Consider the following 20,042-nt stretch of genomic DNA (forward strand, 5'->3'; position numbering starts at 1 on the left):
TACTTCCATGATTACATTTGAAAGTAGAGAAACTGGTTTTTTCCTTTTAATACTAGCGCGGCATGATTTTCATTACCAAAAGCAGTAAAAAGAGAATAGGCGTAGGTAAACGCGTCACGAATATCACTTTCTGCGTAACTCAATTCTTCATAGAAACATCCCTTTTGATAAAAGAAGTGTCCTAACATCGCTGTATCTTTTCGCTCAACGGATAAGGCGATTCCTTTTTCAGTAATCTCTAACCCTGTTACAAAATCATTTTGAAAATAGAGCTGTTGCGCATGATTATATAAAATTTTACATTGTAACTTTTTCAGCGTATCCGTCGAGTAATCATAGGTTAGTAATTCTTGATAAATTTTTCTCGCGTACGGATACTGACTGTTTAAATAATAATAGTTTGCAACAGACATCCGGATACGTAAATAAAGAACAGGGTACTCTGTTTCCATTTGTTGTTCATCCGATAACCGAAGCAACTGTGAGATACATGTTCGATAATCGATATCTTTTTTCCCTTCGCGAGCGACCCATTCAAAATAACGAATCAATAACTGAACGGAAGGAGGAAGACTAGTTGGTAAACATCTCATGAAATCAAGCATCTCATCATAACGACGTTGTCTAGAAAAGTCCGCTAGTTGTACCTCATAGCGCTGAAATAGTTTTACTTCATTTGAATCGATGAAAATCTGATCCATTGAAATATGTAACTTTTGAGACAAACGCTGAACAAGATCAATTGTTGGTATAGTTTTCCCGTTTTCAATCTTACTTAATTCAGCTTGACTGCATACATCCTTCGCTAATTCTTTTTGTGTCAACTTCCTCTCGATCCGTAGTTGTTTGATCTGTTTACCAAATGATTCAATACGCAACGTTTCTCCTCTTTTCTCGTTTGTTAAGCAATGACCTCATTCAGGCATAGACTGCAAAAAAGAACGTTTCACCTCTAGAACGATGTCAGCATATTGTTTCATCTGAAAGGCAGAGAATAATTCGTAGGCCATCGTATAATCATGTTTCGTCTGCAAGATATCTACACCCATTCGCTCATGAAATTCACCACGTTGATAATAGAAGTGCGCTAAATAGGATGTCTGTTTCAATTTTCGACTGAGCAGTATCCCTTCCTCGATGATACGAAGTCCCTTTTCTGACTGATTAACTTTATATAATAATTTCGCATAATTATAAAGAATCTTAAGTCGTTCTTCTTTTAAACCGCTAATTTCTGTCGTGAACTGTAATACGTCAGTATATATTTTTTCTGCTTGTTGATACTGTTCGCACTCCGCATATAAAATGGATAGTGCCATCTTGACTCGAAAGTAAAGAATCGGATCCTGCACCTGTAAACCTTCTTGATCGATCAATCGTGCAAATAAGACTGAGGTCGTTCGATAATCAACGTGCTGTTGCCGATAGGCGATCACGATTTCATAGTATCTCACTATTCGCCTTACTTCGTCAGAAGATCGACGGGATGAGACTTGTTTCATTACACGAAGGCATTTATCAAATTTATTTTCTCGTACTAGCTTACGAAGTGCTTGGTCAAGAATACGAGCTTGTTCCAAACGATGTTCAGCACCATCTTTAACGAGTTCGGATATAGGCACACAAAGTTTTATAGCAAGTTGCTGTAATAATTCAACGGTCGGCATCACCTTACCGTTTTCAATTTTACTAATTTCAGCCTGACTACAGATCCCTGTACTAATGTCTTTTTGTGATACGTTGTTCAAACGTCGATAAAATTTCAGTGTCTCCCCAATTGGATGTACGTTTTTCATCTTATCACCTCTCACTACTCATTTGATTGCACTTTTAATAAAAAAACCTTCTTGTTTGGCAAGAAGGTTACGCATCCTATTTATCACTTCTCAAAGTTAAATAACATATACTTTTCCTTCATGCGAAGAATCATCTGTTTTCGAACATCATGCTCAAACGCATGAAACAACACATATGCGATGGAATACTGTTTTTGAAGTGACATTTCATCTTCACCCGATTGTTCGTGGTAGTGCGCGAGTTGATAATAAAAATGTCCAAATAAAAATGTATGGTTATGCATCAAACATAGTTCGTATCCTTTCTTAGCGATGACGATACTATCCTCAGACTTTTCTTGGTATTCAAGAATCTGACAATGATTAAAATAAATTTTCAGTAACGCATTCAGATGAGCAGTCGACTGGAGCGCTTCAATTTCTTTTTCTAATTCCTGGTATACGGATTCTGTTAAATGAAATAGATCCTGTTCTGAATACATATTCGCAATCGCCATTTTGATTCGAATGAACAATTGAATGGAGTGCGACCACACTTCTTTTTCATTCAACAAGTTACTGAGTAGGCTAGCAGCTGTTCGAAAGTCAATCCGATTTTGTTTTAGATCAATGATCGTTTTAATGTAATTTTTTAAAATATCGACTTCAGTGATCATATTTTTTTCTTGCTGATTAATTCGCTCCATTGCTTCTTCGTACTTCTCTTCTCGAAGCAAATCGGATAAGAATTGATCAATTTGAAAAAATTGTTCTTCATCCGTATATTCTTGAAATAATAAAGAAATGGGCACCTTTAACCTTTTGGCAATTTGTTGCAACAAATCAACAGTCGGTGAATTTAAGCCGTTTTCGATTTTACTGATTTCAGCTTGGCTACAAATATCTTCACATAGTTCATTTTGTGTCATCTGCTTCTCAATTCGCAGTTGTTTGATTTTTGTACCAATCGATGAAGTTAATGCAGTGATCTCCATCGTTTACTCACTCACTTTCATTAAGCGGAAATAAGAGATGTTCGGAAAAATACGTTTCAAGGATTTTTAAATAAGAGTGATTCTGAGTCGCAACAAAAAAGGAATAGGCGGTCGTATAGGCTTCCGTTGTATCTCGTTCCGATGCTTTTAACGCCTCTAACAAAATGCCTTTTTGAAAATAAAACTGTCCAAGATACGTTAAATCTTGCAATTGTTTCGTTTCTTTAATTACCTGCTCAACTTTCTGCAACCCTTCTTCGAATCGTTCAAACTCTACTAAGTTACGAATGAAATTATACATGATCTTCATTCGAATTTTTTTGTATTCTCTCGTTTGATAAGGTAACTCTAATAATGCCTTGTAGATTTGATGAGCACGATTATATTCTTCATGGTTCGTATAAAGTACCGCTATCACCATCTGAATTCGTGTATAAAGTAAAAATGATTTTTCTTCCACCCGTTCCTCACTGACAACTTGCAACAAGGACGCAATACAGGTCCGAAAATCAACATTTCCTCTTTCATATTCAAGTAATTCTTGATGATAACGAATTAAAATTTGAGTTTCGACAGCGTTTTTTGATTTTTCATATAATATTAAGTCCTTTGCCATATCTGAATATGTTTTTTCGCGTAAATGACGAATCATTCGTTGATCAATTTCGTTTAACTTATGTGACACGATTTCATCTTCAAAAAACAATGAAATCGGAATGCGCAGTCTTCGACAAATTTGCTGTAGTAAATCAATCGTCGGAGAATTTCGACCATTTTCGATTTTGCTGATCTCAGCCTGACTACAAATTCCTTCACAAAGTGCTTTTTGTGTCATTCCTTGTTTTTTTCGTTCTTGCTTGATCTTATCGCCAACAGAATGAATGACTGGATGCATGAAGTTCACTCCTCAATCAAAGATGAATCCATCATAAAAAAAGTCTTTCGTTTCAAGTATATATCACTTGAGACGAAAGACGCGTGTATGCTTCCGGCGAGAATCGAACTCGCACTGCAGCATTACCATTGCTGAGGTCTGCCATTAACCTACGGAAGCTTGTAAAATCTGTTTCTAGTATAACTTATAAAAAAAGACAAGACAAGAAGTCGACGTGATTTCCACGCAACTCCTTGTTACTTTTTTACAGTGTCGTTTTTGTTAATGAATTATCATAGACGACTAAAACCGAATAATGTTCATCCGCTTTAGACGCGACGAATGTTGAAAACTTCAACGTAATGATGGCGTTTGACCCAACACCATTGTTCTCAAAAAATTCGTTCAATCGTTCTTCTAATTCTTCAGGTGTTCGCCCGACAACTACTTTAGAATGTAACATGATCATCACTCCGTTCTGTTATGGTAGGTTCGAGTTAAATAATTGCCTGATCGAATAAATGTTAAACCTTTTATTTTCCGACTTGCTCCTTTCTCTCTTTATCCGCTATGGTGAAATGGAGCAGTTTAACTTAAAAAGAATAGGAAGTGAAGTCTGATGGAACAGATTAATTTCGATGAAACGATTGAGAAACGAAATACAGGATCCGTCAAATGGGACGGACTTCATTCACTTTATGGATCCGATGAGCTGATTCCGATGTGGGTCGCCGACATGGATGTCCGTCCACCGCATCATCTCACAGAACGGTTGACAAGACGTGCTGCTACAGGTCATTTCGGTTACTCGATGTTTGAAGAGGAAGCAAAACAAGCGATTCAGCATTGGTTTCTGAAGCGATATGACGTAACGATCACTACCGATTCCATTCTTTATTCGAACGGTGTTGTTCCAGGACTTGCCCATACAGTCCTAGCGCTAACTGAACCTGGTGATTCAATCATCATCCAGACACCTGTCTATCCACCATTTCATCAGATCATCCAGTCTAACCAACGGCAGATCGTTGAGAATCCACTTCTTTTAGAAGAAGAGACGTACCGGACGGATTTCTCGCTTCTCGAACAACAAATGCAGACTGCGCAGATGATGATTCTGTGTAGTCCTCATAATCCAAGCGGAAAAGTCTTTCCTAAAGAGGAATTACAGCGCATCGTAGCACTCGCGAAACAACACGATGTCTACCTTGTATCCGATGAAATTCATGCGGATCTCGTCTATAAGGGTTCTGTGCACACACCAATTCTTGCCTTAGATTATGAAAAAATCATTTTGGTCAGCGCACCATCCAAAACATTCAATATTCCTGGACTTTACGCGTCTTATTTGGTCGTACCAGACACTTCGATTCGTCAACGGATCGAGCGTGTCCAGCAACGTCATTTTGTTCATCCAAACGCATTGGCTTCAACTGCTATTTCGGCGGCGTACGGAGATCATGCGAGTGAGCAATGGTTAGCGCAACTCCTTGTTTATTTGGAAGACAATCGTGACCATGCCGTCCGTCGTATTCGTCAAGAAATGCCGAAATTAAATGTCATCATTCCAGAATCTACATTCTTGTTGTGGATTGATTTCAAAGCACTTAATCTCGATAGCAAAACGCGCGCCGATTGGCTCGTTAAGGAAGCAAAACTCGCTTTGACACACGGTTCTTCATTCGGTTCCCATGGAGAAACGTTTGAACGCTTAAATATCGGTTGCCCTCGCGCACAGCTCGATCAAGCTCTAGACCGCTTAAGCGCTGCGTACGAACGATTTTGGAGCAATTAATTTGACTCGAATGACCTTAAATCATTAAGGTCATTTTTTAATGCAGTGAATTATTCGGAATATTTTGATTAGAAGAACTTTAATAGGGACTAAAACCGTTTCAATCTCTTGAGGCGCTAGGCATGGTGGCACTTTTCCTGAAAATGAAGTGGCTTGCAAAGTCGTTTTATCCCCTGTAAGGTGGGGAACATATCATTTGGCGAACAGGTCAATGTATGCTTGATCGTAAAAAAACTATTGTATTTGGAGGATTTAACTTTATGACGCAAGAATGGATTTCAATCATTCTGTATCTTGTTCTCATGTTGGCAATCGGTTATTTTGCCTACAAACGAACGACGAACACAGAGGATTACATGTTAGGCGGACGCGATCTCGGTCCTGGTGTTACAGCACTTTCTGCTGGTGCATCGGATATGAGTGGATGGATGCTCATGGGACTTCCCGGCGCCATGTACGCGACAGGTGTTTCAGCACTCTGGCTCGCACTCGGATTATTGATTGGATGTTACGTAAACTATTTAGTACTCGCTCCACGTTTCCGACTCTATACGGAAATGGCAAATGACTCGATTACAATTCCTGATTTCTTAGAGAATCGTTTTGAAGACAAATCACGCGTGCTTCGTACTGTGTCAGCACTCGTCATCATCATCTTCTTCACGTTCTACACATCAGCTGGAATCGTTTCAGGTGGAAAATTATTTGTCAGCTCATTCGGATTTGATTACCACTATGGTATGCTCTTGACGATTGCGGTCGTAATCGCCTACACCTTATTCGGCGGTTTTCTCGCAGTTAGTTGGACCGACTTCGTCCAGGGCTGTATCATGTTCATTGCACTCGTGCTCGTTCCTGTCGTTGCATTGACCGACGTCGGCGGAGTCGATGGTGCATTCAACTATGCTGAAAAATTAGACCCTTCGTTGTTTGATCCATTTAAAGGGACAACAGTTCTTGGAATCATCGGATTTCTTGCTTGGGGACTTGGTTACTTTGGTCAACCACATATTATTGTTCGTTTTATGGCAATTCGCTCTGTCAAGGACTTAAAAAGTGCTCGTCGCATCGGTATTGGATGGATGTTCATCTCTATCATTGGTGCCATGATGACAGGTTTAGTTGGAATTGCCTATTTCGAAGGACAAGGGAATGGACTAGGTGATCCGGAAACAGTCTTTATCCGTTTCTCGGATGTACTATTCCACCCGTATATCACAGGGTTCTTGATGGCTGCGATTCTCGCGGCAATCATGTCGACGATTTCCTCACAATTACTTGTCACATCAAGTGCGTTGACAGAAGACTTTTACAAGACGTTCTTGAAAAAGAATGCAACAGATAAACAACTCGTCTTAACAGGTCGAATTGCTGTTCTTGTCGTAGCTATCGTTGCGAGTATCCTCGCTTGGAATCCGTCAGCGACAATTCTTGCACTTGTCGGTTACGCTTGGGCTGGATTCGGTTCTGCCTTTGGTCCGATCATCTTGCTTTCCCTCTACTGGAAACGGATGACGAAACAAGGCGCATTAGCAGGTATCATCTCAGGTGCCTTGACTGTCATCATTTGGGTGCAACTCGGGCTTAGCACGACGCTTTACGAAATGGTACCTGGATTCTTCACCAGCTTGATCTTTACGGCCGTCGTCAGCTTGATGACGAAACAACCGGTCAGTGCCGTTCAGGAAACGTTCGAAGAGATGGAAGACGAATTAAAAGACGCTATTCAATAATCACTATCAACAGTGAGACCTCTGCCGCAAAATCGGCAGAGGTCTTTTTTGACTTACAGTTCAATCACGCCATAATGCAACTTCGACGTCTTACGCTTGGATCGTTCAAATCCAAAGCGCTCAAACAGCGGGCTCTCATAATGTGCTTTTAATACGATGCGCTGACGTGCCACACGCTTCGCCTCAATCATCGCTTCAACAGATAAGGCTTCATAATTCGCAAGTTTTCGTAAAGCGTCGAGATGTGTCGATTCTTCAACAGTCTGTTCAAACATGGGGTCAAAGTAGATGACATCAAAGCAATTATCCGGACATTCTTTCAAAAATGCGAGATGGTGTCTGACTTTCACTTCGATTCGTCGCATCGCCTGATTGATTGGTTCGTAAGATTCTTCCCAGCGTTTTAATCCGTCCTTGACGACAAAGGCTGTCTCAGTCTTGCTTTCTAGACCGATGATCCGCCCCTGCTCTCCAATGGCATGACTCATGACAATCGCATCTGCACCTAAACCGAGTGTACAATCTAACACATGCATCCCTTCTGATAGGCGTCCCATCGCAACGAGAGGATCTCTTCCACCTGCATCAATTTGTTTGATGCGAAAGACCGCACTTGAAGGATGGAAAAAGAACGATGTCGTTTCGCCTAGTGGGTATAAATCTAGTCGTTTCTTATCGACGACTAATACCGGCAATCTCGTCTCCTGTTGTAGGTGTTCTATGCTTTTTTTTTGCCGTGCGATATAGACGAAGTGTATCGTCTCATCCGCTAATAACTGCTTCACACGATGATGCACGACGTCAGTCGGACGAAGACACGTCGTCAGTCCAATGGTTGGTTTCATACTTATTTCCCCCATAAAAAATAAGCCAGCCGCAGCTAGCTCATTTCTTTTTCTTCAATAATCCTTCAATATCTTCGATCAATGCTTTTTTCGAAATCAGGTCTTCTTGCTTTTCCTGTTCGACTTTTGCATCGACCGTAGTCCGTTTCATGAGAGCTTGAAGTGTCTCATCGATGCTTGACTTCAAATGATCACGATCTTCTTTGTTAAGAGAAAGATCATGTTGTACTTCATCCCCTTGTTCATCTAATTGGCGTAAGCGTTCCGTCAATTGTTTCGCTTCACGATTCAAGTCCGAATACAATCGTTCGATTTGCTCTAAACGCAATTTGATTCCGTCACGTTCTGTGAACACGTTTCCAGCCCCTTCCAGTATGCAGTTGTCTACATCATTACTTTACCATATTTCGAGGTAATTAAAACAATCACAAGATGATTACAAAATGATTTTTTTAAATTTCTTCCTGCGGATCGGTTCCAGTTAATTTTTGCAATTGCAAGGAGGGTATCGCTATAATGTAAACGAAGCATCAATTGGGATGAGGGAGGATTTTGTGATGGAATTAAGACGTCGAGCATTACGTCATGTCGATCAAGCTGAGTACGACCATTTCTTGAAGTATGGCGAGCAAGCATATGGGCTGTCTCCGCAAGAAATCAAAGGGTATGACCATGAGCTTGGAGAAGAGCGAGCTTTTGATTCCGTCGAGCACAGTTATCCTGAAGATTACTACTTTGATATCGTTGAAGCAGATACGATCGTCGGGCGGGTTCTACTTTTGAAAATGGGTCACTATTTTCAACTCGACTTTATGGTGTTTGATCCTTATACACGACGTGGTATAGCTACTCAAGCAGTTGCCGAAGCATTAAAGCATTCGGGAGTACTAGATCGTCATGAAGTACGCGCGCGTGTTCTCGATCAATCACCACACGCTTTTTACGCGAAACGTATTTTAGAAGCAAATGACTTTACGTCGATTGAGAACTATTACGTCAAAGGGAGACGACGTCGATATTCTTTACAACGACTCGGTTGAACACTATCTGAAAGACCATGAGATTCATGGTCTTTTTTTATATTGGTCACATGTGTAACTCACCTTTGACAGGCGATCGATTTCAGCGTACAATTTTCATCTGTATGAACAGAAAGGAGTCTACCTCATGAACGAATGGTTATGGATCCCTTCCATTTTATTAACGATGGGATTATTGATTTTCAGTTATTATCTATTTGGAAAGACCGGATTGTTGATGTGGATTGCCATCGCAACAATCATTGCAAACATTCAAGTCACACAAACCGTCGATATTTTTGGTTTCGTCTTCACGTTAGGAAATGTCGTTTATGGCAGTTGTTATTTAGCGACGGATATTCTCAATGAGAAATATGGCAAACAGGTCGCTCGAAAAGGTGTCTATATGGGTTTCTTTTCCTTGATCACGACGACCGTCCTCATGCAATTCAGTCTCTTGTATACCCCACTCGCCGATAAAGCAGCACTCGAAACATCTGATTCTTTACATCTACTATTCGGACTCCTACCATGGATTGCTGTTGGTAGTCTTGCCGCTTATCTCGTGTCGCAATTGTTTGATGTCTTCATTTATTCGAAGATTCGTCAAAAGACAGGCGAACGAAAACTTTGGTTACGGACGACGGGATCAACTGTATTAAGCCAACTGCTCGATACGTTGACATTTTGTGCGATCGCCTTTCACGATATGCCATTCTCTATTTGGTGGCAAATCTTCATTACGACATATCTCGCAAAATTCGTCGTCGCCTGGTTCGCGACACCATTCATGTATTTAGCAAAGCGCATCCATCCGACGAAACGATCAACAGATGCTGCAGCCTGATAAAAAAGACTAGAAGAGTTTTGCGAATTGTCGGATAATGGGAATGGAGGTGCCTAGATGAAGATTAAACGTAATGAACCGTTTCGCTATACATTGAAAACACCCGTAACGGGCGAGTTTTATTTGCTGAAAAATGAGCAACGGACACCAAAAGGCTTGATGAAGATTCATAACATCTCACCAAATGGAATGGCAATCACTACTGCATTAAAACTGCCTCTTCAAAAATCAATGAAAATCGTTGTTGAGTTCTCGTTAATCGAAGGGCACGAGCCGCTCTGCATCGATGGATTTTTATTGCATGAGAAGCCTTCTGGTCCTGAGCGGTTGTACGGTATCCATCTTAATTCGACAATAACTGATCGCGAAAAAATTATTTCACAAGTGAAACAGATCGTGCAATTAGAACGGTCACTTCATAAAGACTAAAATGGCATCGCCCTACATTTGTAAGGGCAATGCCATTTTTTAATCAGAAAATTTAAGCGTCAAACGTTCGGAAAACGACAGATTCATATGGTCGTAATGTCAAGCCATCCGATGTATTGGTGTCAGCGTAGTTACCAATCACGCGATCCGTTGTCGCGTGAGAAATTGGTACATGAATGTCATGATCTGCAAACGAACAATAGATATACCACGTTTCTCCTTCAAGCGTCCGCGAATACGCGTAGACTTCCGGATGATCTTCAAGTAAGGGTTCATAGCGACCGTATACGACGAGTTCATGATCATGTCGTAGTCGAATCAATTGCTGGTAGTAATAGAAGATGGACTGTTCATCGGCAAGCGCCTGTTCCACATTGATGTCTGGATAATTCGGATTGACCTTCAACCATGGTGTTCCCGTCGAGAAACCAGCATTTTCCGATGCATCCCACTGCATCGGTGTCCGCGCATTGTCGCGTCCTTTGATATGGATGGAACGTAGTAGTTCCGCCGGTGATGCTCCTTGTGCCGTACGTTCTTTCCACATGTTCCGAATTTCGATATCTTCATAGTCCGTAATGTCTTCAAACGCGACATTCGTCATTCCGATTTCTTCGCCTTGATAGATATATGGCGTTCCTTTTAGAAGGTGTAAGAGCGTAGCGAGCATTTTAGCTGACTCGACGCGATACGTCGTATCATTACCAAATCGACTGACGACTCGAGGTTGATCGTGGTTGTTCCAATAGAGGGAGTTCCAGCCTGTTTCATGCAACGCTGTTTGCCATTTGGTGAAATTTTGCTTGAGTTTAAGCAAATCAAACGGAATGACATCCCATTTTCCGTTCGGACCTGAATCAAGATCCATATGTTCGAACGTAAAGACCATGTTGACCTCTTTACGTGCCGGATCCGTGTAAAGAATGGCATCATCTGTTGTTGCTCCCGGCATCTCACCGACTGTCAGGACATCGTACTTTCCAAACGATGCTTCGTTCATCTCATGTAGAAATTCATGGACACGCGGTCCATTGATATAGTGTTCTCCACCATCTCCATACAATGCTCCTGGATGGACCGTCGCATCGGGTAATCCAGGTGTCTTTGAAATCAAGTTGATGACATCCATCCGGAAACCATCGATTCCTCGATCTAACCAACGACGGATCATCCCATAAACCTCTTGACGCATCTGTTCATTTTCCCAATTCAAGTCAGGCTGTTTTTTCGAGAATAGATGTAAGTAATACTCATTTGTTGACTCATCATATTCCCATGCAGGACCAGAGAAAATCGAACCCCAATTGTTCGGTAATGAACCGTCTGGATTTGCTGGACGCCACATGTAATAATCCCGATACGGATTGTCCTTGCTTTGACGCGATTCCGCAAACCACCGATGTTCATCCGACGAATGATTGATGACGAGATCCATGACAATTTTGATATCTCGTGCATGCGCTTCATCTAGAAGACGATCAAAATCATCCATTGTTCCGAATTCCTTCATGATGGCTTCATAATCTCGGATATCATATCCATTGTCGTCATTCGGTGAATCATAGACTGGACTTAACCAGATGACGTCGATGCCAAGTGTCTTCAGATAATCCAATTTTTCAACGATTCCGTTTAAGTCACCGATTCCATCTCCATTCGAATCCTTGTAACTACGAGGGTAAATTTGATAAACGACACTATCATGCCACCATTTACGTTCCATCTTCTACACTCTCCTCTTTTATGTACCTGTCGTGCTACATATTGAGCAAACGATTGCATCAATTTGTAAAAGCGCTTTCAATTCTCACAACGTCATCTTAACATGTTCATAAGAGGGTGCTCAAGTGAGAACTTTTACTTATTTGATATCATGGAATATGAAATAGGGGCGTTTACCACATCTAATATAATGGGAAAGAACGGTATGAGAAAGGAGTGTGGGCGAATGTATCGTCGGTATTTGCTCTTCTTGGTCTGGGCGATTGCCATTGTCTTTATCTTGTTATTTGGAAATAATCGTGTCTTTCCGGAAGGTTTCTTAATTTCATTTTTACGTTTCGATCAAAGTCAATTTGATACTTCCGCATTAAGTTTGTTTGCTTTACTTGGCATTTATCCATTTGCTTTCTTTTTATTATTTTTAGATGAAAAACGATTCATGCGACCAGGACCGCTCGTTGCAAGCATAGGGTCGTTCTTCTTAGGTGCATTCGTTTTAATGCCCTATGTCGCACTCGCTATTCCAAGGAAAACCTTTTTACCGTTTCAGCGTCGAGGTTGGATTCCAACTGTCGTCGCTTTACTGAGTGTCGTGACGACATTATTGCTTTGGCTTGCCCTCGCACGTGCCGATTGGAATATTTTCCGCATTTATTTCGAGACGAATCAATTTGTTCGAACGATGACAGTCGATTTATTACTGTTTTATATTCTTCAGATTTATTTATTACGACGCATTCGTCTTCGAAATGAACAATCATTGCAATGGCAAGACGGCATTCCTCTTTTTGGTCTATTCCGCTATCTGTTCACAAGACATCTGCCAGCTTCCTCAAAATCGTGATGGTTTATGATACAATGGAAATTGGATTTTTTTAAAAGGAGCTGTCATCCGATGGAACAATATCATGCACTTTGCGAACACATTTTAGAACACGGAACAAAAAAGGAAGACCGGACAGGAACGGGAACGCTGAGCGTGTTTGGTCACCAAATGCGCTTCTCCCTTCAAGATGGCTTTCCGCTTATCACGACGAAAAAGCTACATATGAAGTCAATCATCCATGAGTTGATCTGGTTTATTTCGGGTGATACGAATATTCGTTACTTGCAGGAAAACGGAGTGCGCATTTGGAACGAATGGGCAGATGAGAATGGGGATTTAGGACCTGTGTATGGGGCACAATGGCGTTCTTTTCCACGTCCTGACGGAACAACGGTCGATCAACTCGCACAAGTCATCGAACAAATCAAGACGAATCCGGATTCCCGTCGTTTGATCGTCAGCGCTTGGAATCCTGGACAAGTCGATGAGATGGCGTTACCTCCATGTCATCTCTTGTTCCAATTTTATGTCGCTGACGGAAAACTGTCCTGTCAGCTGTATCAACGTTCTGCCGACGTCTTTTTAGGCGTACCGTTCAATATTGCATCCTATGCCTTACTGACACATATGATTGCTCATGTGTGTGGACTCGAAGTCGGTGACTTCGTCCATACGCTCGGAGATGCCCACATCTATTCGAACCATGTGGAACAAGTCAATCTTCAGTTGACGCGTACCCCTAAAAAATTACCGACGCTGCGCTTCGCTCGAACAGTCGATCGTATTGAAGACTTCCGCTTCGAAGATATCATCATCGAAGGATATGATCCTGATCCGCATATTAAAGGTGTAGTGGCTGTATGATTACACACATCGTAGCGTACACGAAAAATCATGTCATCGGACGCGATAATGCCATGCCGTGGCACCTTCCATCTGATTTAGCACACTTTAAGCGTACGACGCTTGGTAAACCGATCATCATGGGGAGAAAGACGTTCGAATCAATTGGACGCCCGTTACCTGGTCGAGAGAACATCGTCATCACGCGTGATCAAAATTATGTAATAGATGGCGTGACAATTTGGCATGATTTATCTACCTTACACCCATATGTTGATTCAGAGGAAGAAGTCTTTTTGATTGGTGGAGGAGAATTATTCGCTCAAACGCTTCCTCTCGTACGGCGCATCTATGTAACAGAAATTGATGCGACGCTTGAGGGAGATGTCTATTACCCCGAGATCCCGTCTACTTTTCAAATCACGTCTGAAACGCATTATGATGCAGTAGAAGGAAATGATTACTCCTTTGCCATTCGTCAATATGATCGATCATTATAAAACCAGCCTCTTCCATCCGAATAGCGGAAGGAAAAGGCTGGTTTTTTTACGGTATTTGCATAATCCACTCTGTGATCCATTCTTCCACTTCTTGATCTACATGAGTTACCATCACATAATCGGTAGCACCTCGAGATAAGGCTTCTGCAAGACGATCATCTTCTTGTTCTGTCACGACCAAAACATCAATGATTGAATCTCGTTGTTTTCTCCATTCTTCTAGTCGCAGAAAGTTCTCGATCGCTAATTGATCAAGCGAAAGAATCGCCAGTTGTAGTTGTGTTGTCTGCTGATCGTCTAATGGAACCACTTCGAAGTGGTATTTGGGATGATCGGGTAGATCCAACTGACGGACTTGTTTAAGCAATCTTTCCTCGACACGGATAGACACAGATAATTTTTCAATCGATATTGCCGTAGAGTAGGAAAGGACTTGGTTACGTCCATTACGTTTTGCTTGATATAACGCTTCATCTGCCTCCGCCGTCGCTTGAGCAAGCGTCGTATGTATATCAAATGAAAAGGATAGACCAATCGAAACAGTAATTTTTAATCCATTCGCAAAAACATGTCGTTCGATACGTTCACGTATTTTATTCATATTAGCGATTGCTTGAGGCAATGTTTCTGCTGAAAACAGTAAAATGAATTCCTCACCACCGAAACGAATGAACTCATCGTCGAGACGAGCCGCTTGTTGAACGACGGCCGCTAGTTCGGATAGGACTAAGTCTCCTGTCGGATGTCCATGTAAGTCATTGATTCGTTTGAAGTGATCAAGATCAAAAATCGCTAATCCAAATGTTCGTTGTTCACGTTCTAAACGTGCTGTGCGACGATCAAATGCATTCTGAAGGTATTTCCGATTATAAGCCCCTGTCAATTCATCGACCAAAATTGTTGACGATACAACTCTCAGTTTTCGTAAAAGTCGCGCAAGGCGGACATGACGTTCTTCATTCCTCACAGTTTCATCCCAATAATCATCGGCCCCCATCTCATAACTACTTTGTCGGACTTCTGATTGGCTCGGACCGACGATGATGATCGGAACGAATGCGGATTCCATCTGCTTCATGAGCTTTTTGAACACTTCCACTGAATCAGTGATACATGCATAATCGATGATGACGGCGTCCATCGTAATGTCGTGTGACATTGATAAGGTATCTTCTACCGAGCTAAAAAAACGTGACATATAGCGCGCTTGTTCCAGTGACTTTTTCCATTTAATATTCTCAAGAAAACGTTTTGTCACAGTGACGACTAATTCCTTTCGGACCCGGTTAGCACGTGAGCGCTCTGATAACTGATCGACGATAGGTTGCAATAATTCTTTGACGCTTGACTGATCAATGACAACGTCTACTCGTTCCCAAGTAATTTTTTCATGGCTTACTTGATCGGCGAGTCCCTTAAAGAGTTCCTCTCTGCCGAGTCCTTCCATCCAGCTCGCCAATGCAAGCAATTCTGATCGTGGTACAGCCGGCATCCGAAGTAATGTCTCTACCATGTTGATCGTTTGCTGTAATTGTTTTTCTGCCCGCTTTCGATTTTGCTCCATGCAATTCCCTCTCTTTCTATAGATCCGAATAACGTTTCTCGGATAAAGAGAAAGCGAGGGAATATCCCCCGCTTTTTCAACTCATGCTTTTAAGTTCGGACGAACCATGTCTGCTGGTACAATCCATTGATCATATTGTTCTTCTGTTAGTAATCCTGTCGCAAGTGCCGCTTCTTTTAATGTCGACCCTGACTGATGCGCCGCTTTCGCAATTTTTGCCGCATTCTCATATCCGATATGCGGATTGAGCGCTGTTACGAGCATCAGTGACCGTTCGACGTTCTCAGCGATGACGGACTGCTCAGGTTCAATGCCGATCGCACAATGGTCATTGAACGAATGCAAGGCGTCTGTAAGTAAACGAACGGATTGAATAAAGTTATACATGATGACCGGCTTGAAGACGTTTAGTTCAAAGTTACCTTGACTTGCAGCAAAACCAATCGTTGCGTCATTTCCGAGGACTTGCGCAGCGACCATCGTCAATGCCTCACTTTGAGTCGGATTGACTTTTCCTGGCATGATTGAGCTCCCTGGTTCATTTTCTGGAATCGTGATTTCACCGATTCCTGCTCGTGGACCAGATGCAAGCCAGCGAACGTCATTTGCAATCTTCATCGCGTCCATCGCTAGTGCTTTGACAGCACCATGTGTGAAGACGAGTTGATCGTGGCTTGTTAAAGCGTGGAATTTGTTTTCCGCACTCGTGAATTCATAACCCGTCTCTTCACTCATCTTCTTCGCTGCCAAATCACCAAACTCAGGATGCGCATTAATCCCCGTACCAACTGCCGTACCGCCGATTGCTAGTTCCGTTAATGGATCAAGCGTCCGTTCGATCATTTGCTTCGAAAGCGCAAGCATCCGGACCCAGCCGCTGATTTCTTGACCAAGTGTGATTGGTGTAGCATCTTGCAAGTGTGTTCGTCCGATTTTAACGATATCCGCAAAAGCCTTTGCTTTTTCATCAAGGGTCGCATGCAGCGCATCGATAGCTGGGAAAAGTGATTCCAATAAGACTGTTTTTGCCGCTAAATGCATCGCTGTTGGATATGTATCATTTGAACTTTGTGATTTATTGACATCATCATTCGGATGAATCGTCGTTTCACTGCCTTGTTCCTTTAATTTGCGTGTCGCGACCCGAGCGATCACTTCATTGACGTTCATATTAGACTGAGTACCTGAACCCGTTTGCCAAACGACAAGCGGAAACTCATCATCGAATTTCCCCGCGATGATTTCGTCACATACTTCAGCAATGGCACCAGCTTTTTCTGTCTCAAGCACACCTAAGTCGCGGTTCGCAAGCGCCGCTCCTTTTTTCAGGACTGCAAATGCACGAATGACTTCAATCGGCATTTTTTCCGTTCCGATCTTAAAGTTTTCTAGACTACGTTGTGTTTGTGCGCCCCACTCCTGCGCTTCCGGTACACGAATTTCCCCCATCGTGTCACGTTCTACACGGTATTCCATAAACAAATTCCCCCTTTTGATTACTTCTCTTCTAGTTTACCGGAAAGCTCGCAGAATGGGAATGAGGGAGACAGTTTTGGGGAATAGTTTATTATCGAAAAGGAGTGAAGATTTCATGTGGTTAATAAATTTAATAATTGTTTTATTATTGATTCTGGCGAACGGTATATTTGCGATGACCGAACTTGCTTTGCTCTCTTCCAAACGATCGAAATTAGAAAAAGCAATGGATGATGGTAAAAAATCAGCCCATGTCGCATTAGAGTTGCTGGATCGACCGACTGACCTGTTATCGACTGTTCAAGTCGGCATCACGTTAATTGGAATCGTCAATGGTGCATTCGGTGGTGCCGCGCTCTCTGGTCCTGTCATCAATTGGCTCGCTCAATTTGAATGGATCGCTCCTTATGCTAGTACAATCGGTTATATTCTTGTCGTGACAATCATCACCTATATTTCGCTCGTCATCGGTGAACTCGTTCCTAAACGTGTTGCTCTTGTCAGTCCAGAACGAGTTACGATGTGGCTCGCCCCACCGATGCGCTTCTTCTCGATCGTTCTTCGACCATTCATCTGGGTTTTGAGTAAATCGACGAGTTCCATCTTCCGCTTGATTGGCCTCGATCGATTGCAGACGAAAGACGAGACGGAAGACGAAGTCCGGCAATTACTAATTCGTGGCACGAAAGAGGGAACATTTAATCGTTCAGAAGCTGAGCAAGTTTCTCGTGTCTTTGATTTTCATGATTTATATGCATATGAACTGATGGAGCCCAGAACGGTTACGGAGTGGATTGACTTAGCTGATGAACCCGACACGATCCTACAAGAGCTCCGACAAGCGCGACACCGAAACTTACCGGTCGGTCACGGGGATTTGGATCATTTTGTCGGATTCATCGATGCAAAAGAAATACTATCAACGGAACATCCTGTCAAAGAACTTGAACGATTAATTCAATCTCCACTGATTGTTCCCCGCCAATTGAAAGCAACCGTTTTACTTGAACGGATGCGGAAAGAAACTGTATCGATTGCATTCGTTTTAGACGAGTACGGTGGTTTTCTTGGCATGATCACCTTGTTCGATATTCTCGAAGCATTCGTCGGCGAGATTTCAAGCGTCGAGGAAGAACCGGAACTCGTCATGCGGAAAGACGGTTCGTTCCTAGCGGACGGATTATTGCACATCGATGATTTAAAACGAACGCTCGGCTATACAGATGACTTACCCGGTGAACAGTTAAACGCCTATCATACAGTTGCCGGTTTAATCCTGTATATGTTAGGTGATGTACCAACGCGTGGAAGTGCTGTCGTGATTGGATCATACCGATTTGAAGTCGTTGACTTAGACGGACGTCGCGTCGATCAAATCCTGATTGAGCGCATCGAACATGAACAAACACCCCTTCCATAAGGATAGGGGTGTTTGCCTTCAATTATGCTTCGTATAATCGTAATGCCTCGCGTGCGACGCGATCTGCTTTATTCTCAGACCGCGGAATCCACTTCACGAAGGCGAGTGGTAAGAGTTGATAGCGTTCAAAAGCAGGATCAAAGATCGTCTGCGTTCGTTTATTCTTGACGAATTCACGTTCGACCGCTAATGCAACCGCTTCTGAATCCGTCCGAAACGAAATGACGCTTTCTCCTTGAGTAATTAGTTCGTGCGCCCACTCGACGGCTTTTGCAAATGCGATGAATTCTGCCTCATGATTATTAATTGCTTGAATTTGATACATTTTTTCTGTGACTTCGCCCTCGGAGCTTTTGCTAAACAGTCCAACCGCTGCTTCGTCGTTTGAGGGACGGACCGTTCCGTCAAAATAAAGTTCAACCATGTTCAATTGCCGCCTCGATTCCTTTTCGTATCGCTTGCTCATCTAGCCCTTTTCCAATGAAGACGAGCGTCGTCTTTGGTTGTTCGCTAAATGGTTCTCGGATTGCTGTTCCGTAAATCATCCCTGTCCCTTGTAAGATTACTTTTCGTTCTGTATCTGCAAAATGGATGATCCCCTTATAACGATAGAGATCTTCCGCGTAGGCTTCTAACACCTCACGTAGGACCATACCGAATCGATTTCGATTCAATGGTCGTTCCTCAACGATCGTTAGTGCCGTAAAATCTTCGACGGATTGATGAATCTGATCTGTTTGTTGGCTGAGTCGCACTTGTTCTTCTTTTGGAAAATGGAATGTTTCAAATAGTCGATTTGATTCCAGTTGTCCCTGTTCCGTTTCAATGATGGCTGCAGATGGATTTCGTTCGCGCAGCAAAGCAATCAACGTTTCGCGTTCTGATGCTTTAATTAAATCCATCTTATTTAATACAAGTACATCAGCAAATCCGATTTGTTTCACATTTTCTTGGAACGTCAATTGTCGTTCTAAGTGATACGCATCGATGACTGTGACGACACTTGAAATCTGATAAGACTGTTCAACGGCTGGTTCAAAATAAAATGTCTGAAGAATCGGTCCTGGATCAGCGACACCAGTCGTTTCGATCAATAATCGATCGAATGATAGTTCCCCATCACGGCGACGTTTGGCAATCCGTAGCAATGCATCCCGTAAATCACCTCGAATAGAACAACAGATGCAACCATTTGTCAATTCGATCATCTCTTCATCGCTTCGCTCAATCAATGCTTCATCAATGTGAACAGAACCTACTTCATTGACAAGCAACGCAAACTTCTCTGTCGGTTGAGAAACAAGATGGTTGAGTAACGTGGTCTTACCAGCACCTAAAAAACCAGTAATGACGGTCGTACGTATTTTGTCTTGCATGAT

The 20,042-nt window shown here is 42.3% G+C and carries 21 protein-coding genes and 1 tRNA gene; 9 read left to right on the forward strand and 13 right to left on the reverse strand.

Annotated features, from left to right (window positions below):
* Positions 1–11 precede the first annotated feature (11 nt).
* The 6 genes from Q7C19_RS05885 to Q7C19_RS05910 all read right to left on the reverse strand — a co-directional run bounded on the left by Q7C19_RS05885 (position 12) and on the right by Q7C19_RS05910 (position 4,107).
* Positions 12–878, reverse strand: a complete 867-nt coding sequence (locus tag Q7C19_RS05885; RefSeq protein WP_375091869.1) for a helix-turn-helix domain-containing protein — start codon at positions 876–878, stop codon at positions 12–14.
* Between the two features lie 36 nt (positions 879–914).
* The gene (locus Q7C19_RS05890) at positions 915–1,796 is read right to left on the reverse strand and encodes a helix-turn-helix domain-containing protein (protein ID WP_035407355.1); all 882 of its coding nucleotides are present in this window, start codon (positions 1,794–1,796) and stop codon (positions 915–917) included.
* An 83-nt stretch (positions 1,797–1,879) separates the two neighbouring features.
* Positions 1,880–2,770 carry a helix-turn-helix domain-containing protein gene (locus Q7C19_RS05895; RefSeq protein WP_375091870.1) on the reverse strand — a complete coding sequence of 297 codons (891 nt, stop codon included), beginning with the start codon at positions 2,768–2,770 and terminating at the stop codon, positions 1,880–1,882.
* A gap of 7 nt (positions 2,771–2,777) precedes the next feature.
* The gene (locus Q7C19_RS05900) at positions 2,778–3,665 is read right to left on the reverse strand and encodes a helix-turn-helix domain-containing protein (RefSeq protein WP_290751079.1); all 888 of its coding nucleotides are present in this window, start codon (positions 3,663–3,665) and stop codon (positions 2,778–2,780) included.
* An 88-nt stretch (positions 3,666–3,753) separates the two neighbouring features.
* Positions 3,754–3,824 (reverse strand) — tRNA-Thr (locus Q7C19_RS05905).
* Between the two features lie 85 nt (positions 3,825–3,909).
* On the reverse strand, positions 3,910–4,107 hold the full coding sequence (locus tag Q7C19_RS05910; protein WP_035407347.1) for a hypothetical protein: 198 nt from the start codon (positions 4,105–4,107) through the stop codon (positions 3,910–3,912).
* Between the two features lie 156 nt (positions 4,108–4,263).
* Between Q7C19_RS05910 and Q7C19_RS05915 the strand changes: the two genes are divergently transcribed.
* Both Q7C19_RS05915 and putP read left to right on the forward strand, forming a co-directional pair.
* A complete protein-coding gene (locus Q7C19_RS05915) occupies positions 4,264–5,439 on the forward strand; it encodes a MalY/PatB family protein (RefSeq protein WP_052018998.1) in 1,176 nt (391 codons plus the stop codon).
* A gap of 260 nt (positions 5,440–5,699) precedes the next feature.
* On the forward strand, positions 5,700–7,172 hold the full coding sequence (gene putP, locus Q7C19_RS05920; protein WP_375091871.1) for a sodium/proline symporter PutP: 1,473 nt from the start codon (positions 5,700–5,702) through the stop codon (positions 7,170–7,172).
* A gap of 53 nt (positions 7,173–7,225) precedes the next feature.
* Here putP and Q7C19_RS05925 read toward each other — a convergent pair whose 3' ends face one another.
* Together Q7C19_RS05925 and Q7C19_RS05930 are read right to left on the reverse strand one after the other, a co-directional pair.
* Positions 7,226–8,017 carry a class I SAM-dependent methyltransferase gene (locus tag Q7C19_RS05925; RefSeq protein WP_052018997.1) on the reverse strand — a complete coding sequence of 264 codons (792 nt, stop codon included), beginning with the start codon at positions 8,015–8,017 and terminating at the stop codon, positions 7,226–7,228.
* Positions 8,018–8,057: 40 nt separating this feature from the next.
* A complete protein-coding gene (locus Q7C19_RS05930) occupies positions 8,058–8,372 on the reverse strand; it encodes a hypothetical protein (RefSeq protein WP_023468579.1) in 315 nt (104 codons plus the stop codon).
* Positions 8,373–8,574: 202 nt separating this feature from the next.
* Between Q7C19_RS05930 and Q7C19_RS05935 the strand changes: the two genes are divergently transcribed.
* From Q7C19_RS05935 to Q7C19_RS05945, 3 genes are all read left to right on the forward strand, one after another.
* A complete protein-coding gene (locus Q7C19_RS05935) occupies positions 8,575–9,057 on the forward strand; it encodes a GNAT family N-acetyltransferase (protein ID WP_035407341.1) in 483 nt (160 codons plus the stop codon).
* Positions 9,058–9,184: 127 nt separating this feature from the next.
* Entirely contained in the window at positions 9,185–9,883 is a 699-nt protein-coding gene (locus Q7C19_RS05940) for a queuosine precursor transporter (RefSeq protein ID WP_035407338.1), read from the forward strand.
* 57 nt (positions 9,884–9,940) lie between these two features.
* Positions 9,941–10,312 carry a PilZ domain-containing protein gene (locus Q7C19_RS05945; RefSeq protein ID WP_308101709.1) on the forward strand — a complete coding sequence of 124 codons (372 nt, stop codon included), beginning with the start codon at positions 9,941–9,943 and terminating at the stop codon, positions 10,310–10,312.
* A gap of 52 nt (positions 10,313–10,364) precedes the next feature.
* Here the strand turns inward: Q7C19_RS05945 and Q7C19_RS05950 are convergent, their stop codons facing one another.
* Positions 10,365–12,035 carry a glycoside hydrolase family 13 protein gene (locus Q7C19_RS05950; protein WP_375091872.1) on the reverse strand — a complete coding sequence of 557 codons (1,671 nt, stop codon included), beginning with the start codon at positions 12,033–12,035 and terminating at the stop codon, positions 10,365–10,367.
* 225 nt (positions 12,036–12,260) lie between these two features.
* On the opposite strand from Q7C19_RS05950, the gene Q7C19_RS05955 reads away from it, so the two are divergent.
* Genes Q7C19_RS05955 through Q7C19_RS05965 form a run of 3 tightly spaced genes read left to right on the forward strand, consistent with a single transcriptional unit; the run spans position 12,261 to position 14,203 of the window.
* Complete coding sequence (locus tag Q7C19_RS05955; protein WP_035407330.1) at positions 12,261–12,878, forward strand: hypothetical protein; 618 nt, start codon at positions 12,261–12,263, stop codon at positions 12,876–12,878.
* A 51-nt stretch (positions 12,879–12,929) separates the two neighbouring features.
* The gene (locus Q7C19_RS05960) at positions 12,930–13,724 is read left to right on the forward strand and encodes a thymidylate synthase (RefSeq protein ID WP_029341960.1); all 795 of its coding nucleotides are present in this window, start codon (positions 12,930–12,932) and stop codon (positions 13,722–13,724) included.
* Complete coding sequence (locus tag Q7C19_RS05965; protein WP_375091873.1) at positions 13,721–14,203, forward strand: dihydrofolate reductase; 483 nt, start codon at positions 13,721–13,723, stop codon at positions 14,201–14,203. Before Q7C19_RS05960 ends, Q7C19_RS05965 begins: the two co-directional genes overlap by 4 nt.
* A 46-nt stretch (positions 14,204–14,249) precedes the next feature.
* On the opposite strand, the gene Q7C19_RS05970 is transcribed toward Q7C19_RS05965, so the two are convergent.
* Both Q7C19_RS05970 and fumC read right to left on the reverse strand, forming a co-directional pair.
* Entirely contained in the window at positions 14,250–15,767 is a 1,518-nt protein-coding gene (locus Q7C19_RS05970; RefSeq protein WP_375091874.1) for a diguanylate cyclase, read from the reverse strand.
* Between the two features lie 81 nt (positions 15,768–15,848).
* Entirely contained in the window at positions 15,849–17,243 is a 1,395-nt protein-coding gene (fumC, locus tag Q7C19_RS05975; protein WP_035407319.1) for a class II fumarate hydratase, read from the reverse strand.
* 115 nt (positions 17,244–17,358) lie between these two features.
* Here fumC and Q7C19_RS05980 point away from each other — a divergent pair, with 115 nt between their 5' ends.
* A complete protein-coding gene (locus Q7C19_RS05980; protein ID WP_056062124.1) occupies positions 17,359–18,663 on the forward strand; it encodes a hemolysin family protein in 1,305 nt (434 codons plus the stop codon).
* A gap of 22 nt (positions 18,664–18,685) precedes the next feature.
* Here Q7C19_RS05980 and Q7C19_RS05985 read toward each other — a convergent pair whose 3' ends face one another.
* Together Q7C19_RS05985 and Q7C19_RS05990 are read right to left on the reverse strand one after the other, a co-directional pair.
* Entirely contained in the window at positions 18,686–19,087 is a 402-nt protein-coding gene (locus Q7C19_RS05985; RefSeq protein ID WP_035407314.1) for a reverse transcriptase-like protein, read from the reverse strand.
* Entirely contained in the window at positions 19,080–20,039 is a 960-nt protein-coding gene (locus tag Q7C19_RS05990) for a CobW family GTP-binding protein (RefSeq protein WP_035407311.1), read from the reverse strand. Before Q7C19_RS05990 ends, Q7C19_RS05985 begins: the two co-directional genes overlap by 8 nt.
* Between the last annotated feature and the right edge of the window lie 3 nt (positions 20,040–20,042).

The organism is Exiguobacterium sp. PHA03 (assembly GCF_041945985.1).
Taxonomy (GTDB): Bacteria; Bacillota; Bacilli; order Exiguobacteriales; family Exiguobacteriaceae; genus Exiguobacterium_A.